This is a genomic window from Amycolatopsis sp. MJM2582 (genome assembly GCF_000754115.1).
Taxonomy (GTDB): Bacteria; Actinomycetota; Actinomycetes; order Mycobacteriales; family Pseudonocardiaceae; genus Amycolatopsis; species Amycolatopsis japonica.
On the sequence record NZ_JPLW01000008.1, the window covers coordinates 143,460 to 161,006 of the forward strand.

At 67.9% G+C, this 17,547-nt stretch carries 14 protein-coding genes; 12 read left to right on the forward strand and 2 right to left on the reverse strand.

The genetic code is table 11. The annotated features are described in order from the left end of the window. Positions 1 to 17 precede the first annotated feature (17 nt). From ED92_RS43570 to ED92_RS38130, 9 genes are all read left to right on the forward strand, one after another. Entirely contained in the window at positions 18 to 1,121 is a 1,104-nt protein-coding gene (locus tag ED92_RS43570) for a LuxR C-terminal-related transcriptional regulator (RefSeq protein WP_052121186.1), read from the forward strand. A gap of 166 nt (positions 1,122 to 1,287) precedes the next feature. Continuing rightward, the gene (locus ED92_RS38095) at positions 1,288 to 2,715 is read left to right on the forward strand and encodes an MmgE/PrpD family protein (protein ID WP_037347236.1); all 1,428 of its coding nucleotides are present in this window, start codon (positions 1,288 to 1,290) and stop codon (positions 2,713 to 2,715) included. Positions 2,716 to 2,732: 17 nt separating this feature from the next. Next, positions 2,733 to 3,743, forward strand: a complete 1,011-nt coding sequence (locus ED92_RS38100; RefSeq protein WP_081976044.1) for an ABC transporter permease — start codon at positions 2,733 to 2,735, stop codon at positions 3,741 to 3,743. Between the two features lie 14 nt (positions 3,744 to 3,757). Next, positions 3,758 to 4,831 (forward strand): substrate-binding domain-containing protein, encoded by a 1,074-nt coding sequence (locus ED92_RS38105; protein WP_152611136.1) that lies wholly within the window; start codon positions 3,758 to 3,760, stop codon positions 4,829 to 4,831. A 12-nt stretch (positions 4,832 to 4,843) separates the two neighbouring features. Continuing rightward, complete coding sequence (locus tag ED92_RS38110; RefSeq protein WP_081976045.1) at positions 4,844 to 7,036, forward strand: SMP-30/gluconolactonase/LRE family protein; 2,193 nt, start codon at positions 4,844 to 4,846, stop codon at positions 7,034 to 7,036. Beyond that, the gene (locus ED92_RS43575) at positions 7,033 to 8,073 is read left to right on the forward strand and encodes a hypothetical protein (protein ID WP_037347240.1); all 1,041 of its coding nucleotides are present in this window, start codon (positions 7,033 to 7,035) and stop codon (positions 8,071 to 8,073) included. The genes ED92_RS38110 and ED92_RS43575 overlap by 4 nt, the downstream gene beginning before the upstream one ends. Continuing rightward, the gene (locus tag ED92_RS38120) at positions 8,070 to 9,557 is read left to right on the forward strand and encodes a sugar ABC transporter ATP-binding protein (RefSeq protein WP_037347241.1); all 1,488 of its coding nucleotides are present in this window, start codon (positions 8,070 to 8,072) and stop codon (positions 9,555 to 9,557) included. The genes ED92_RS43575 and ED92_RS38120 overlap by 4 nt, the downstream gene beginning before the upstream one ends. Positions 9,558 to 9,581: 24 nt before the next feature. Continuing rightward, complete coding sequence (locus ED92_RS38125) at positions 9,582 to 10,631, forward strand: zinc-binding dehydrogenase (protein ID WP_037347242.1); 1,050 nt, start codon at positions 9,582 to 9,584, stop codon at positions 10,629 to 10,631. A gap of 17 nt (positions 10,632 to 10,648) precedes the next feature. Then, positions 10,649 to 12,064, forward strand: a complete 1,416-nt coding sequence (locus tag ED92_RS38130) for an aldehyde dehydrogenase (RefSeq protein ID WP_037347244.1) — start codon at positions 10,649 to 10,651, stop codon at positions 12,062 to 12,064. 51 nt (positions 12,065 to 12,115) lie between these two features. Here ED92_RS38130 and ED92_RS38135 read toward each other — a convergent pair whose 3' ends face one another. Continuing rightward, positions 12,116 to 13,495, reverse strand: coding sequence for an MmgE/PrpD family protein (locus tag ED92_RS38135; RefSeq protein ID WP_037347246.1), 1,380 nt, complete (start codon positions 13,493 to 13,495; stop codon positions 12,116 to 12,118). A 12-nt stretch (positions 13,496 to 13,507) separates the two neighbouring features. Further along, on the reverse strand, positions 13,508 to 14,968 hold the full coding sequence (locus ED92_RS38140) for an aldehyde dehydrogenase (protein WP_037347249.1): 1,461 nt from the start codon (positions 14,966 to 14,968) through the stop codon (positions 13,508 to 13,510). An 88-nt stretch (positions 14,969 to 15,056) separates the two neighbouring features. Here ED92_RS38140 and ED92_RS38145 point away from each other — a divergent pair, with 88 nt between their 5' ends. The 3 genes from ED92_RS38145 (at position 15,057) to ED92_RS38155 (ending at position 17,472) form a co-directional block, all read left to right on the forward strand. Further along, a complete protein-coding gene (locus tag ED92_RS38145) occupies positions 15,057 to 16,232 on the forward strand; it encodes a CaiB/BaiF CoA-transferase family protein (protein WP_037347251.1) in 1,176 nt (391 codons plus the stop codon). 86 nt (positions 16,233 to 16,318) lie between these two features. Then, positions 16,319 to 16,681, forward strand: coding sequence for a hypothetical protein (locus tag ED92_RS38150; RefSeq protein ID WP_052121192.1), 363 nt, complete (start codon positions 16,319 to 16,321; stop codon positions 16,679 to 16,681). A gap of 32 nt (positions 16,682 to 16,713) precedes the next feature. Then, positions 16,714 to 17,472: an SDR family NAD(P)-dependent oxidoreductase gene (locus ED92_RS38155; RefSeq protein WP_037347254.1), complete on the forward strand. Its 759-nt coding sequence runs from the start codon at positions 16,714 to 16,716 to the stop codon at positions 17,470 to 17,472. The last annotated feature ends 75 nt before the right edge of the window (positions 17,473 to 17,547 follow it).

Below are 17,547 nucleotides of genomic sequence, written 5' to 3' on the forward strand. Positions count from 1 at the left end.
TCGTCGTGGAGTGAGCAATGAGGCTCGAACGTCTTCGCGGGCTACCCGACGGTGCCGTGCTCGGCGGCGACCTCGGCGCCCGGCTCGAACAGTTGGCCGCCGAGGTCGGCGCGGTGCTGGACCGGGAGTTCACCCCACCGCGCGGTCCGGCGGGTAACACGGCGAACGCGCTGCGCTCGCTGTCGGCGATGTGGGACGCGGTTTTGGCGGAGACCATGCGGTCGGCCGATTCGCCCGTCCCGCCGGAGCGTCGGCGACGGTTGACTGGACTGCTCGCCCGCATCCGAGCGGCAGAGTCGGCCGTTACCGACTTCCGGCTCGCCGCCGGGGCGGGCCTCCTGGACCGCGTCCGTTCCGCGCTGGCCGAGGTTCGTGACGTGACCGGTGTGGAGGAGTTACTCACTCGTGCTCCCGAGGCATGCTGCAGTCTCGGCTTCGACCGCGCTCTGGTGTCGCAGGTGGAGGATTCGGTCTGGAAGCTGCACACCATGTGCATCATCCGCGATCCACGCATGGCCGAAGAGATGGTCGCGGCAGGGCAGGCGAATCCGCCCCGGCTCGACGGCACACTCGTCGAGACCGACGTCGTCTCGCAGGCGAGGCCAGGGCTGGTGTACGACGTGCAGAACAACCCCCGCGTCGCGCGGAACCTGGTCCGGATCTCTGGTTGTAGCTCCTACGGCATCGCGCCGCTGACCGTCCAAGGTCAGGTGGTCGGTCTGGTCCACGGTGACTGCTATCACCAGCGCCGCGACGTCGACGCGACCGACCGAGCGATGCTCAATCTCTTCGCGGAGGGGCTCAGCCAGATCCTTGCCCGAGTGACCATCCTGGATGGACTGTCCACAGTGGCCGACGGGATAGAGCGACTCGTCGCGCCGGGCGGTCGTCCGCCTGTGCGGGCGCCTGAGATCGCGCGAGAGGACTTCGGGCTCACTCAGCGCGAGACCGAGATCGTCCGGCTGCTGGCAGCGGGTGCGTCGAACCAGCAGATCTCGGGGCGACTCTTCATTTCCGAGGGGACCGTGAAATCCCACGTCACCCATATTCTGCGCAAACTCGGCGCTGCCAACCGGGCCGAGGCGGTCTCCCGCTGGCTACGCCGGACGAACGCCAATTGAGTGGCCGCGCATCATATGTAGTGCGCGATCCACTGTCCAGCCCAATCCGTGAAATCGGCCGCCGGTAAGAAAGGAACTCCGACCGGCGACAGATGTGGCCTGGTCCGATCGGCGGTCACACTGACTCCCGCAACGTGGCACAGATCACCGAGGGAGCGCGCAGAAGATGCCGACGATCATCGAGCAACTCGCGGAATTCGCGGCAGAGACCGAAATCCGGAACTTGCCGGACGAGGTGGTGAGCGAGTCCCAGCGCATCCTGCTCGACTCGCTCGGCTGCGCTGTCGCCTCCCTCGATGACGAGGGCGCTCAACGCGGCGTCGCATACGGCCGATACCTCGGTGGTACCGAGGGATTCGCGTCGATTCTGGGCACGGGGACCACGACGTCGGTTCCGGGTGCGGCCTTCGCCAACGCGGAACTGATCAACGCCCTCGACCAGGACGCCGTCCTGCCGCCCGGCCACGTGACGCCGTACGTCCTGCCCGGAGCGCTGGCAACGGCCGAGTCCTTGCGGAGTAGTGGTGAAGACCTCCTGAGAGCGATCGCGGTCGCGCACGAGATGTCCTTCCGCATCGGCAAGGCGACCGACTACCTGCGCGACATCAAGGACGGCGTCGTCACTATCCCTGAGGTCATCGGCTACAGCAGCACGCTGTTCGGCGCGGCCGCCGCGATCGGTGTGGTCAAGGGATTCTCCGGCGAGACCCTGGCCGACGCGCTCGGGATCATGGGTTCCACGGTCCCCACGAACACCCAGCGGGCGTGGATGATGCATGCCCCGTCGACCACGATCAAGTACCAGCTCGCCGGCGGCATGGCGCTGTCCGCCGTCACGGCTGCAAACCTCGCCGAACTCGGGCACACCGGCGACCGGGAGATGCTCGACGACCGTCAGTACGGCTTCCCGCGCTTCATCGGGACCTCCCGGTGGGAGCCGGCACCGATCACCGCCGGTCTGGGTACCGACTGGACCTTCACGCCGTTCCAGTCCTTCAAGCCGTACCCGCACTGCCGCGTGATGCACGCGCTGTTCGACGCGCTGACCGAGATCGTCGAGACCCACGACATCCGCCCGGACGAGATCGACGCCATCGACGCGTGGGGCGAGAGCTTCGTGCTGCAGCCGGTGTGGGTCAACGAGAACATCCGGAATCCGCGTGACGCCCAGTTCGGCATGACGCACGGCTTGGCGATGGCCGCGCACCGGATCCCGCCGGGCAAGGACTGGCAGACACCGGAAGCGGTACTCGACCCGTCCGTGCTCGAGCTGACCAAGAAAGCCACCTTCCGGGAACACCCGGACTACACCGCGGCCCTGCGGGGCGACCCGGCGGCGCGGCGATCCCGCGTCGAGGTGCAAGCTCGCGGTACCACCTTCACCGGTGAACGCGCCTATCCGAAGGGCAGTCCTTCGCCCGACCCGGCGACGTTCATGGCCGACGGCGAACTGATCGCCAAATTCCGGCACAACGTCGAGGACGTCCTCACCGACGCCGACGCGGACGCCGTCATCGAAGCCGTCTTCGACCTGCGGAATGTCGAGGACGTCACCGAGTTCACGAAACGGCTCCGCCCGGTCCTTCCCTCCTGACCGAATACGGGATTTCCATGACTACTGTGGCAACGAAGCCACGCGGGTCGCTTCGTGCGCGCCTGGGTGGCTACGACCAGACCTATCCGGTCCTCGCGATCACCGTCTTGCTGGCGCTGGCCGGCGGCCTGACCACGGCGAACTTCCTGAGCACCGGGAACTTCGCCAGCATCCTGAATCTGTCGGCGGCGTTCGGCATCCTGGCCATCGGCCAGGCGATCGTGATCCTTGGCAAGGGACTCGATCTCTCCGTGGCGGGCATCGGACTCGGCTGTGCCCAGGCGACGCTGGCGTTCATCGACCGGGGCATGCCCGAATGGCAGGCGATCGCCCTGATGACCGCGCTGGCGCTGGCGATCGGCCTGGTCAACGGCGTCCTCGTCGCCCTGTTCGAGGTGCCCGCGTTGTTCGTGACGCTCGCGACCGGCATGCTCGCCATCGGCGGCATCGACATCCTGTTCCTCACCGAGAACGTCTACGGCGTGCCGCCGGCGTCGTTCCTGGCCGAGCTCAGCGGCGGCTCGGTGTTCGGGGTGCCCCGCCCGGTGCTGATCGCCGGTGCGGTGTTCCTGCTCGCGTGGTTGTTCGTCTCCTTCACTTCGCCGGGGCGGCTGATCCGCGCGATGGGGGACAACTTCGCGACGGCACGGTCGACCGGCGCCCCGGTCCGGCCGTTGCAGATCCTCACGTACGTGCTCTCCGCGTTGCTGGCCGCACTCGCCGGCTTCGTCACGGTCTCCCTGCAAGGGAGCGTGCAGACCACGGTCACGTCCTTCGCCCCGATCCTGTTCACCGCGCTGACGGTGGTCGTGATCGGCGGGGTGTCGCTCTCCGGTGGCCGCGGAACCATCCTCGGCGTCCTCGCGGGCGCCCTCTTCGTCGGCGTGCTCAACAACCTGCTGGTACTGCACGGGTTGAGCACCGCGGTGCAGGACCTGATCCGGGGCGGCGTCCTCGCCGCCGCGATTGCGTTCGACGCGTGGCTGCATCCGCGCAACGACGAAACCGAGAAATCCGGCGAACTGTGAACGGGAACGGAACCATGAAACTCACCAAGAAGATCGTCGCCCTCGCGCTGGCCGCGGTGACGGCCACCGCCGTCGCGAGCTGCTCCGTCGACAGTGGTTCCTCGGAAGCCAAGTCCGGCAACGGCAACCAGGCGTTCGGGTCCACTGTGGAACTGATGCCCGCGCGGCAGAAGGCGCTCGACACGATGAAGGGCAAGAAGATCGCGTTCGTGCCGATCCTCTTCAAGGGCTATCAGCTCACGGAGAACTGGGGCACGACGATGCAGCGCACCTTCGACAAACTCGGCGCCGAGTTCAAGGTGTACGACTCGAACTTCAGCAGCGACCGGATGATCAGCACCATCAACGACCTGATCGCCCGTAAGGCCGCCGACGTGTTGGTGCTGCAGAACCAGGATCTCGGCCTGCTCGACAACGCCATCGACCGGGCACAAAAGGCCGGTATCTACACGGTGGTGCTCAACATGATGTCCGCCCGGCTCGGCGACGCCTTCGTCGGTGTCGACGTCTACGGTGCGGCACAGTCGATCGCCAAACGCGCGATGTCCGATTGCGACGGCCGCAACGCGCCGAAGACCCTTTCGATCATCGACGGTCCCGGCAACGACCCGGCGTCGATCCTGTGGAACCAGGGAATCAAGGACGTCGTGGAGCCGGCGGGCTACAAGGTCCTCGTCGCCCACTCGCAGTTCCAGAACGCCCAGGCGCAGGCGGCCGCCGAATCGGTGCTCCAGCAGCAACAGGGCAAGCTCTGCGGCTTCATGGTCACCTTCGACCTCAACTCGATCACGGTCGGGCAGACGGTCAAGGCCGCCGAATCGCGCGGCCAGGTGCAGCCCGGCTCGGTCGGCGTCTACACCCTCGACGCGGACAGCAACTGGTGCGCCGCCCTGAAGCAGGGCCTGGTGACCGCCTCGGCCGCCTACGACGTCCAGGGCATCGGCGCGGCGGGCGCGGTCGCCGCGCAGAACCTGATCATGAACGGCGCGCAGCCCGGCAGCACCCACTCGGTCGCCTACGTGTCGGACACGATCGTCGACAAGACCAACATCGACAAGACCACCATCGCCTGCTACGAGAGCCAGTAGGGGACGGCACCGATGACGACTTCGTCTCCAGTGCGCCCTCGCGGGTTCTCCCCGCTGCGGCGCGGGCTCGACGCCTTCGGCATGACCGGTGGCAGGCCCACCGAAAGGATCGCGCGGTTCCGCACGATCTCCGACCTGTTCGAGAAGCGGTGGATGGAAGGCGCCGTCCCGCTGGTACTCGCGCTCGCGCTGTGCCTGTACGTCCTGATGACCACGAACGTCGGCGCCGACAACGCGCCGCTGGTGCTGGACGAGATGGCCGAGTTCGGTCTGCTGGCGATCGGCCTGACGGTCGTCCTGGTAGGCGGCGGCATCGACCTGTCGGTCGGCTCCATGGTCGGGGTCTGCGCGCTCGGCGCTCTGGTCGCGGACCGGGTGTGGCTGTGGCCGACGGCCGTGGTGGTCCCGGCGGCGATCGTGACCGGTGCCCTGCTCGGGGCGGTCAACGGGTTCTTCATCGCGATCCTGCGAATGCGCCCGTTCATCACCACCCTGGTCACGCTGATCGCCTTCGGCGGCGCCGCTTCGGTCTTGCAGAACGCGAACAGCACCCGGATCGGGATAGCCAAGGACTCCCTGGTGTGGGACTTCCTGAGCAACGGCCGGATCATCGGTGTCCCGGCCGCCTGGTTCCTCTTCGCGGTGGTGCTGCTCGTCGTGCATCTCGCGCTGACCCGGTCCCGCTGGGGCTGGTGGGTCACCGCGACCGGCTCGGACCGGCGTTCGGCCCGGCGCAACGGCATCCCTGTCACCGCGGTGACGTTCTGGACGTACGTGCTGTCCGGCGCGCTGGCGGGCACCGCGGCGATCCTGACCTCGGCGCGGCTGGCCAGGACCGACCCGAACGTGGGACACGGGTGGGAGATCATCGTGCTCACCGCCGTCGTCCTCGGCGGGGTGAGCATCCAGGGCGGGCGCGGTTCGGTGCTGCGGGCGACCGTCGGGGTCGCGGTGGTGGCGATCATCCAGCAGGCGACCGTCGCCGACGGGGCGCAGGGCTCGTTCTACACCGTCGTCCTCGCGGCCGTGCTCGCCGTGTTCACCATCCTGGACCTGAAATGGGGCAAGTACCGGCAGCGCGCGGTCGAGAAGCTGAAGATCGACCCCGCCCGGCTGTCCCTCGGTCCGCTGATCGACGTCACCGAACCGGGCACCGTCTGGTCCCCGAACCGGCGGCTCACCGACGCGCCACCGGTCGGGCTCGGGAAGATCCGCGGCGCGGAGGACTGCGCCGTCGATGCCGAGGGCAACGTGTACTGCGGCGACCAGCGTGGCTGGGTGTGGCGCTTCCGCGGGCTGGAGGACACCGAAGGCGAGGTCTTCTCCCGCACCGGCGGCTTCCCGTGCGGGCACGTCTGGGACGCCGAGGGCAGGCTCGTCGTCGCCGTCGGCGGCATGGGGATCTACCGCATCGGCCAGGACGGCGAACCGGAACTGGTCGCCAACCAGGTCAAACGCAGCCCGCTGTCACTGATCGACGACTCGGGCCTGCGCGCGATCGACGACCTCGACATCGCGCCCGACGGGTCGATCTACGCCTCGGACTTCTCCACCCGGACCAACACCGCGGACTTCCTGCTGGAGCTGGTCGAGTTCCGGCCCAACGGGCGGATCGTGCGGGTGCGGCCCGACGGAACCACCGAGGTGGTCGTGTCGAACTACGTGTTCCCCAACGGGGTCTGCACCTCCCACGACGGGGAGTCGATCCTCATCGCCAGCACCGGCCTGTGCCGCGTCGACCGGCTGTGGATCTCCGGCCCCAAGGAGGGACGGCTCGAACCGGTGCTGGAGAACCTGCCCGGCTACCCGGACAACATCAACCGCTCCTCGGACGGCAACTACTGGATGCCGCTGTGCGCCATGCGGACCCAGATGTCGGATCTGCTCGGCCGGTACCCGTCGGCCCGGCGGCGGATGACCCGCGAGGTGTCCGTCGACAACTGGGTGGTGCCGCAGCTGAACGTGTCGTGCGCGATCAAGTTCAGCGACAGCGGGGAGATCCTCTCGGTGCTGTGGGACGAAACGATGGAGAACTATCCGATGGTCACCGCGGTCAAGGAACGCGACGGGCATCTGTACCTGTGCGGGGTGAGCAACAACCGGATCGGCCGGCTGGCGCTGGATCCGGCCGAGATCGGCGACATCGATCCCTCGGCCGTACCCGGCACGGCAGGTGCGCGTCCGGTCGCGGAGGTGACCCGATGAGTCTTTCCACGCTCAAGGAGCTGATCAATCCGAACTGGGCACGGCGCCGGGGTGTGCCGCCCATGGACACCGGGCTGCGGCCGAATCTCCGGCTCGACGAAGCCACCGAGCTGCTCCCGTCCGGTGAATTCGAGCCGGACGACGTCGTGGTCACTGGTTCCGGCGACGTGGTGTTCAGCAGTGGAAACCTGATCCTCGCGCTGCGCGGCGGCGACGTGGTGCGCGTCGCGGACGTGGGCGGCCGCGTCGCGGCGCTTGCCGTACGCGGCGACGAAATCCTCGCCGCGGTGGACGGCGTCGGGATCGTCTCGGCCGCCACTTCGGAGGAGGTGTGCGCTGCCGCACCGGTCACGTCCTGCGTGACCGATCTGTCCGTGGCGCCGGACGGTTCGCTGCTCGCCACCGTCGGCTCGACGACGGAGCAGGAGTGGGCCCGCGCGCTGGTCAGCGGAGACCGATCCGGGGCGATCGTGCGGGTGGACGGCACCTGCACCGAGGTGGCAGCCGAAGGGTTGGCCTGGCCGTCGGGGATCGAGGCTACGGACGAAGAAGTGCTCGTGTCGCTCAGTCTCGAACACCGCGTCGAGACGCGATCGCCCGACGCGCTCGGTAGGCCGGGGAAGGCACTGATCGCGAATCTGCCCGTCTACCCAGGGCGGATCTCCGGTCGATGGTTCGCCGCGCCCTACATCCGCAACCGGGTCACCGAGATGCTCCTCGACGAGCCCGAAGTGCTCGCCGAGATGACCGGGACGATCAGTCCGGAGGAGTGGTTCGTACCTCGCCTGCGCGGTGGGAGCCCGTTCACGGAAACCATGCAAATGGGGCAGCTGCGCGTACTCGGTGTGGTGAAGAGCTGGGCGCCCGCCCGATCGTGTGGGCTCGTGTTCCGGGTGGACGGTGCGGGCCGGGTGGCCGAAAGCGCGCACGCACGCGTCGACAGCGCTCGACACGGAGTCACCGGCGTGGCCGTGCGCGACGACGGCGTGCTCGCGGCGACGCGTGGCTACGGAAATCTTCTGGAGGTGCGAGGGTGAAACCGGTGATCCGGCTGACCGACGTCAGCAAGCGTTATGGCGGGACCTATGCCCTCGACGGCGTCGACTTCGACGTTCGGCCGGGCGAGATCCACGCGTTGCTGGGGGAGAACGGCGCCGGCAAGTCCACGCTGGTGAAGATCATCTCGGGCGCGGTCGCGCACGACTCCGGCACGCTGGAGATCGAGGGGAGCAAGCGGTCCTTCACGACGCCGCGCGACTCGGTCGAGGCCGGGGTGGCGATGGTCTACCAAGAGGGCTCGCTCGTCGAGTCGATGACGGTGGCGCAGAACCTGTTCATGGGCGACGAGAAGGTGTTCAACAACCTCGGGCGCCTCAACGTCGCGGCCCGCGAACTGCTGGAGTCGCACAACTTCCACATCCGGCCCGACGTTCCCGCCGGAGCGCTCGGCATCGGGCAGAAGCAGATGGTCGAGATCGCGCGGGCGGTCCACCGGAACGCAAAACTCGTCATCCTCGACGAGCCGACGTCCTCGGTCACGCCCGAGGAACGGCTCCAGCTGTTCCTCTCGATGCAGCGGCTCAAACGCCGCGGGATCGGCGTCATCTTCATCACCCACATGCTCGACGAGGCGTTCGAGCAGGCGGATCGCATCACGGTGCTGCGGGACGGCGTCGTCCAGGGAACCCTCTCGCGTCTCGAGTTCAGCCGGGAACGCGTGGTCAAGATGATGGTCGGGCGCACCGTCGAAATGGGACGCGTGCTGCCCGGCCGCGCACCGGAACCCGTTCCGGCGCTGCAGGTGGAGGACGTCACGCTGCTGCCCGTGGTACGCAACATGGCGTTCTCGGCGTACGCGGGCGAGATCGTCGGCATCTACGGTCTGGTCGGCGCCGGCCGCAGTGAGACCGCGATGATCGTCAGCGGTGTGATGAAACGGCGACGGCTGCGCGGCGGAACGGTGCGGCTGAACGGGAAACCGGTCCGCTTCCGCACACCGCGCCACGCCCGTAAGGCGGGCATCGTGTACATCACCGAAGACCGCAAGGCTTCGGGGTTCTTCAGCCACCTGACGATCGCCGACAACATCTACCTCGGCCATCTGTGCAGCGCCCTGCGCCTGCCGTTCTTCTATCGGCCGGGCAACCGCACGTCAGTGGCGAAACGGTTCGTCGAACGCTTCCAGGTGCGTACCCTGCAGCCCGGTAAGGCGACCGTCGAAGAACTGAGCGGTGGCAACCAGCAGAAGGTCGTGCTGGCCAAGGGACTGACCCGCAAACCGCTCGTCGCGATCATCGACGAACCCACGCGCGGCGTGGACCTCGGCACCATTCCCGAGATCCACGCGATGATCCGCGCGCTCGCCGACGACGGCGTCGCGGTCGTGGTCATCTCGTCCTACCTCCCGGAGATCCAGGCCCTGTCCGATCGCGTGCTCGTGGCGCGCGCGGGCAGTATCGCCGCCGAGTTCTCCCCGGAGGAAGCCGACGAAGAAAGCCTGATGTTCGCCGCCGTCCACTGACCCTCACTACCCCTAGGACGAGACATGCGTGGAGTTGTTTTCAAGGGCGACCGGGTCGTCGAGATCCAGGATTTCGACGACCCCGCTCCGGGCCGCGACGAAGTGGTTCTGGAGATCAAGGCGTCCGGGATGTGCGGCAGCGACCTGCACTTCTACCGGGCCCCGGCCGGGCAGGCGCTCGCCGCGTTCGGCCTGACCGGCGACGACGCCGGCATCATCGGCGGACACGAACCGTGCGGCGTGGTCGCCGCCGTGGGCGCGGACGTCGACCCCCGCGCGGTCCGGGTGGGGGACCGGATGATGGTCCACCACTACGACGGGTGCGGGTTCTGCGACCAGTGCCGCACCGGCTGGCCGCAACTGTGCGAACGCGGGAACGTCATCTACGGCGCGACCGCGCACGGCGGACACGCCGACTTCCTCAAAGTGCCCGCCCGTACTCTCGTCCCGTTGCCGGACGAACTGAGTTTCGCCGCCGGCGCGGCGATCTCCTGCGGGACCGGCACGGCGTTCGGTGCGCTGACCCGGCTGCACGTCGGTGCCGGCGACTCGATCGCCGTGTTCGGGCAGGGCCCGGTGGGCCAGGCGGCGGTGCAACTCGCGGCCGCGATGGGCGCCCGGGTGATCGCGGTCGACATCGAGCGGGCACGAGTCGAGCGGGCGACCGACTTCGGAGCCGCGGACACCGTCGACTCGAGCGCCACCGATCCCGTAGAAGCCATCCGGGACCTCACCGGTGGCAAGGGCGTGACGAAGGCTCTCGACTGTTCCGGAGCCCCGCCCGCGCGGGCCGCCGCGGTCAAGTCGGCGGCGAAATGGGGCACGGTCGCCTTCGTCGGCGAAGGCTCGAACGTCACCCTGGACGTCAGCCCGGATCTGATCCGCAAACAGCTGACCGTCCTCGGCTCGTACACGTTCTCCCTGGTCGGGCAGGTCGATTGTGCCCGGTTCATCGCTGCTCACGAGGTCGAGGCCGACCGCGTCTTCACCGACCGCTGGCGACTCGACGACGCGGTCAAGGCTTACGAGGCCTTCGACCGGCAGACCGGCGGCAAAGCCGTCATCGAGTTCTGAGAATCCCTGGAGTCCCCATGACGAACCATTTCATCGACGGCAGACTGACCCCCGCTCATTCGGCGGGCCGTATCGCGGTGACCAACCCCGCGACGGAGGAAGCGTTCGCGTCCATCGTGGACGGCGACGCCACGGACATCGACACCGCTGTCGGGGCGGCGACCGCGGTGGGGGAGCAGTGGGCTGCCCGGACGCCCGCCGACCGCGCCGGATACCTGCGCGCGATCGCGGACGCCTTCGAAGCCCGGTCCGAGGAGATCTCGGAACTGGTCACCCGGCAGAACGGCACACCGATCAGCATCACCCGTGCGATGCAGAGCCAGGTCCCCGTCACCTATCGGTATTTCGCTTCGCTGGCGGAGAAACTGGAGACGGAGAGCCACGTCGAGACCGCGAGCGGGGACGCCGTCGTCCGCCGGGAACCCGTCGGAGTGGTCGGCGCGATCACGCCCTGGAACGGGCCGCAGCCGCTGATCGCGTGGAAGCTCGGCCCCGCACTGGCGGCGGGCTGCACGGCGGTGATCAAACCCGCGCCGGAGACCTCGCTGGACGCGTTCGTGTTCGCCGAGATCCTGACCGCAGCGGGGATCCCGGACGGTGTCGTCAACATCGTCACCGGCGGGCGTGAAACCGGTGCAGCCTTGGTCGCGCATCCCGGCGTGCACAAGGTCGCGTTCACCGGCTCGACGGTCGCGGGCAAGGCGATCGCGGTCGAATGCGCGAAGCAACTCAAGCACGTCACCCTCGAACTCGGTGGCAAGTCCGCCGGGATCCTGCTCGACGACGTCGATCTCGACGCCTTCCGGCCGCTGGTGATGTCCGCCTGCGCGCCGAACACCGGGCAGACGTGCCGGGCGCTCACCAGGGTGCTGGCGCCTGCTTCGCGGTACGAAGAGATCGTCGAGATGCTCAGCGAGACGATGAGTGCGATCCCGCAGGGAGATCCGACGGATCCCGGGAACTTCTTCGGACCGCTGGTGAACGCGGCGCAACGCGACCGCGTCGAGTCCTACATCGCGCTCGGCCGGTCCGAAGGCGCGGAGCTCGTGCTCGGCGGTGGGCGGCCGGCCGGGCTCGACCGCGGCTACTACGTCGAGCCGACGATCTTCCGCGGCGTCACGAACGACATGCGGATCGCGCGTGAGGAGATCTTCGGGCCGGTGCTGGTCGTGATGCCCTACGAGAGCGTCGACGAGGCTGTCGCCATCGCGAACGATTCGGACTACGGGCTGGGTGGTGGTGTGTTCTCGCCGGATGTCGACCGGGCGACGGAGGTCGCTCGCCGGATCGTGAGCGGCAGCGTCGGGGTGAACACGTCGACCCTGCCCATCGAGACGCCGTTCGGCGGGGTGAAGCAGAGCGGGATCGGCCGTGAGCTGGGACCGCAGAGCGTGGACGCGTACCTGGAGTACAAGACGATCTTCCGCGCCTAGCAATTAGTCCTCTACTTGCGATTCCATCGCAAGTAGAGGACTAATTGCGGTTCAGGCCTTCAGCAGGGCGGCGAACTCGACCGCAGGCTGGTCCGGATCCAGCGTCTGGATCGCCCGCAGCAGGGCGTCGCTTCGTTCCCGCCCCAGAGCTCCCACGGTGACGTCGCGGAACTTCGCGTCCAGATCCTCTTGCGACATCGGGTTCTCCGCCGTGCCGGCGGGATTGTCGACGAACACGTGCTCGGTGGTGCCGTCCCGATAGGTGACGGCGATGTCGCCGACCCAGCGGCCCGGGTACGCCCGGTCCAACTCCGGTTTGACCTCGATCTTGACCCGGCGCGCCATCGCGTCGACGTCGCTTCCCTCACCGAGGTCGAGCCGCCCGGCCAGATAGTCGTGATGGGTCGTGAACCCGTTGCCATACCCCAAGACCGACAACGCGAACTGGAACGGCAGGCTGTATTGCAGATGCTCGATGATCTTTGGCGCATAGGCGTTCGCATTCTGATTGCCGATGATGACGTCACCACCGGTCTGGATGCCCAACAGCACCGAGTCGATTTCCGAGACGCGCGAGGCGAGCCGGCGGGCGCCGTCGATGTAGGCGTGGTTGATCCCGCAGCAGCAGTACGGCTTGATCCACACTCGCGTGATCTCGAAGGGCTGGTCCGGGTCGAAGGCGTCGGTCTCGGTCACCGAGCGTCCGGCGAAAGTCTGGAAGAAGCCTTTGCGGCCGCTGAGGAAGGTCGTCGGGCCGGTGATGCCTGCCGCGGCAAGCTCGGCGGCCCGGATTCCGTTGCGGGTGCCGATACCGGAGTGCGCGCGTTTGATCGAGCCGCCGGAAGACGTGTACTCCGTAGTGCCCGAGGTGTGGCTCAGGGCGATCGAGAGTGCGTGGACCGTGGTCTCGACGTCGAACCCGCGCAGTTTGGCCGTGGCCGCGGCGGCGCCGAAGTTCGACAACAGGCCGTGCGGGTGGAAGCCGCGCTCCAGCAGTTCGGGGGCGGCGAGGTTCCCGATACGGGTGTAGACCTCGTAGCTGGCGACGACGGCGGTGACCACGTCGCGCAGGGTGGCGCCGAGCTCCTCACCGACGGCGAGCGCCGCGGAGACCACGCAACTGCCGGGGTGAGACGAGCTCGCGCGGTGCGCGTCGTCGTACTCGAAGCCGTGGCCGAACGTCGCGTTGACGAAGGCGGCGTCGGCCGCGCTCATCGCGTCGCCGGTCGCGGTCACGTGCGCGGTGCCCGGCGCGTGCGCCGACTTGGTGAGGTCGAGGATCGCCTGGCTCCACGGAAGGGCCGCACTGCCGACCTGCAGACCGAGCTGGTCCTGCAGGAGACGGCGGGCACCGGCGAGCGCGTCCGCCGGGATCCGGTCGTAGGTGAGGTCGGTGACGAGCCGGGCCGCCGCCGTTTCGAGTGTTCCCATGCTGGTCGCCTTTCAGTGGGGGAGGCCGTAGGACTTCAGCTCGACGTAGGCGTCGAACCCTTCGAGGCCTGCCTCGCGGCCGATACCGCTGTTCTTGAAGCCGCCGATCGGTGCCGTGAAGCCCACCGGGTTGCCGTTGACCTCCACGGTCCCGGTCCGGATCCGACGGGCGACGGAAAGTGCGCGTTCAGGGTCGGCGGCGAACACCGAGCCGTTGAGGCCGTACTCCGAGTTGTTGGCGATGGCCACCGCCTCGGCCTCGGTGTCGAAGGTGTGCACGGTGAGCACCGGGCCGAAGATCTCTTCCTGCGCGATCTTCGCGTCCGGATCCACATCGGCGAAGACCGTCGGCGCGACGTACCAGCCGCGGTCGAGCCCCTCGGGGCGCTCGCCGCCGACGAGCACTGTCGAACCCGACGCCTTGCCCTCGGCGATGTACCCCTCGACGCGGGTCCGCTGCGCCGCGCTCACCATCGGTCCGACCTCGGTGGCCGGGTCGAGCGGGTCGCCCACGGGCATCGAGGAGATCAGATCGACGAGCCGGTCGTGCAGTTCGTCCCGCCGCGTACGCGCCACCACGATCCGCGTCTTGTTGCTGCACACCTGTCCGCTGTTGCGCAGCGAAACCGCGCGGACGGCGGCGATCGCGGCGTCGAGATCGGCGTCGTCGAGCAGGACGGCGGCCGATTTGCCGCCCAGTTCGAGTGTCACGCGCCGCAGATCCTGCCCGCACAGGGCGGCGATCCGGCGGCCGGCCGCCGTGGACCCGGTAAAGGACACCTTGTCCACGCCGCGATGACGCACGAGATGTTCACTGACTTCCCGCTGTGCCGGAACGATGTTCACCACGCCCGCGGGCAGGCCCGCCCGCTCCAGGAGGTGGCCGAGCAGATACGCGTCGAGCGGTGTCTCCGGCGACGGCTTGACGACCATGGTGCAGCCGGCGAGCAAGGCCGGGGCGAGTTTGATCATGGTGATCAGCAGCGGCGCGTTCCACGGCACGATCGCCGCGACGACACCGACCGGCTCGCGGGTGACGAGGGCATGCCCCGTGGCGGACCGTCGGGTGTCCGACCACGGATAGGCGGGCGCGAGATCGAGGAACGCGTCGAGCAGCAAACGCGGGCCCATCGCCTGCATCTTGGTCGACAGTGTGATCGGGCAACCCATTTCGGCACTCACCAGATGGGCCACGTCCGACTCGTGCGCGGCGAGTTCCGTGCTGAGCTTGCGGAGAACGGCGATGCGCTCGTCGAGCGGCAGCCGGGGCCACGGACCGTTGTCGAACGCTTCGCGCGCCGCGGCCACGGCTGCGTCGACGTCCGCCTCGACGGCCTCCGGTACGCGCGCCACCGCCTGCTCGGTCGCGGGGGAGACCACCTCGATGACGCGGTCGGACGCGGGCGTCACCCACTGGCCGCCGATGAACAACTTGTCGTAGTGACCTTGCCAAAGTTCGGTCGGCGCACTCATCGCGTTCGGCTCCTTTGTCGCTCGCTACCTTGACCGACCTTACCGTAGATTATATAAAATATGTAGAATTCTCCGGAAGGCAGGAAGCATGCAGCACAAGCCGCTCGACGGCATCCGGATCCTCGAAATCGGCGGCTACATCGCGCTCCCGTTCGGGACGTCGATGCTCTGCGCGCTCGGCGCCGAGGTGGTCAAGGTGGAACGCCCCGGCTCCGGCGAGGACTTCCGCCGTCACCAGAACGACCGCAGCCCGTATTTCCGGCAGTACAACACCGGGAAACGCAGCCTGGCGGTCGATCTCAAATCCGCCGACGGGGTCGCCGTGGTGAAGGCGCTCGTGCCGCGTTTCGACGTCGTGCTCGAGAACCTCCGGCCCGGCAAGGTCGCCGCGATGGGCCTGGGGCCCGACGACTGCCGGGCCCTGCGTCCGGATGTCATCTACGGATCCGTCACCGGCTTCGGATCCGGGGGCCCGCTGGCGAACCGGCCCGCCTACGACACGATCGGCCACGCGTTCGGCGGCCTCTACTCGTTGTTCAGCGACGGTGACCATCCGCAGCTCGCCGGCGGTCTGAGTGCCGATCTGGTCACCGGGCTCAGCACGGCGACCGGTGTGCTGGCCGCGTTGGTGGGCAGGCTCAAGACCGGGCAGCCGCAGCGGATGGAGACCTCCATCATGGAGGCGGTGAGCGTCCTCATCACCGACGGCGTCACGCAGGCCTTCGAGCTCGGCCATGATCCCAGCCGTACGAGCCGTCATCCGCAGGCGCAGAACTTCTGTGTGCCGACGTCCACGGGGGAGTACCTGGCCGTGCACCTGTCGTCGTCGCAGAAGTTCTGGACCTCGCTGTGCCGGGCGATGGGCCGGATGGACCTCACCGAGGACCCGCGTTTCGCCGAGTATCGGGCCCGCGAGGCGAACTACTTCGAGCTGGTCCCCATAGTCGAGGCGGAGTTCGCGGCCAAACCGGAGAAACACTGGGAACAGGTCCTCACCGATCACGATGTTCCCTTCGCCCCGGTGCTGTCGATGAACGGCTACCTCGACCACGAACAGGTGCGGCATCTGGATCTCGTGGAACGCCAGGACGACGGTCTCGCCCTGCTCCGTCCACCGTGGACCTTCGACGGCGAACGCCCGGATCGTGCCGGTCGCGCGCCGAAGGTCGGTGCCGACACCCGTGCGGTGGCCGGTGAAGTGCTCACCGCGGAAGAGATCGAAGAATTGATCACGGCCGGAGTGCTGTACGCGGACGAGTCCTGAGTGTCCAGATTCTTGGACAGTGAGGCACTCCTCAGCTCCCTATCGTCGGAGCAGATCCCCGTGACCCCAGGAAAGTGAGGACGACGATGTCCGAAGCCACCAAGGAAGAACTCGCCCAGGGCTGGCTCAAGGCCCTGACCGATGTCGATCACTTCTACGAGATCTGCGCGCCGGATTGCCGGGTGTGGCACAGCGCCGACGACAAGTGGATGTCTCTCCAGGCGGCCATCGACGCGGTGCACGACCGAGGCGGCCTGCCGGAGTTCATCAACTCCCGCGTGACCTTGACCGAGAAGGGTTTCTTCGCCCAGACCTCGGGTGTGCTCAAGCCGCAGGGGGAGGACGGCCCCGAGGTCAAGGTCCACCTCATCCAGATCGCGACCGTCGAGGGCGGCAAGGTCGTCCAGGCCGAGGAGTACATCGGCCCCGAGACGGACCTCGCGGTCTGAAATCCCACCAGGTAAGGCAGAAGGAGCACGACATGTCCGGAATCGCGGGCAGATCCGTCATCGTCACCGGTGGGGCCAGTGGTATCGGCGAGGCCGCCGTGCGGCTTTTCGCGGAGAACGGCGCCAAGGTCACCATCGCCGACCGCACGGAGGACGCGGGGGAAACCCTGGCCAAGGAATTGAAGGGCCAGGGACACGAGGTCCAGTTCATCACGACGGACGTGACCGACGAGGATCAAGTGAAGGCGATGGTCGACGCCGCCGTGTCGGCCTACGGCAGGCTCGACGGCGCTTTCAACAACGCCGGTGTCCCGAACACGGGCAAGCTGCTCACCGACATCGACCGCGCGGAGTTCGACCGGATCTTCGCCATCAACGTCACCGGGCCGTTCCTGTGCATGAAGCACGAGATCCCGGCGATGCTCGAAACCGGCGGGGGATCGATCGTCAACACCGCGTCCGTCGGGGCCTTCATCTACATTCCGAAGGCGGCGGAGTACACCGCGTCGAAGCACGCGCTGATGGGGCTCACGAAGGCGGCCGCGGCCGAATACGGTGAGCGGGGCATCCGGGTCAACGCGATCGGTCCGTCGACGGCGAAGACTCCGATGTACCTCGAGTACATCAAGCTCAATCCGGACTACGTGAAGACGGTCGAGGCGACGCACGCGTTGCGCCGGGGCAGCGAACCGGTCGAGCAGGCACAGGCGGCGATGTGGCTGCTGTCCGACGCGGCATCGTATGTCACCGGTGTGACCCTCGCGGTCGACGGTGGCTACACGCTTTACTGAGCGAAGGAGGGCTCGTGCCGGGTACTCGTCCCGGTACGAGCCTTCTTTCGTGCCTAGGCCGTGGCCTGTAAGTCT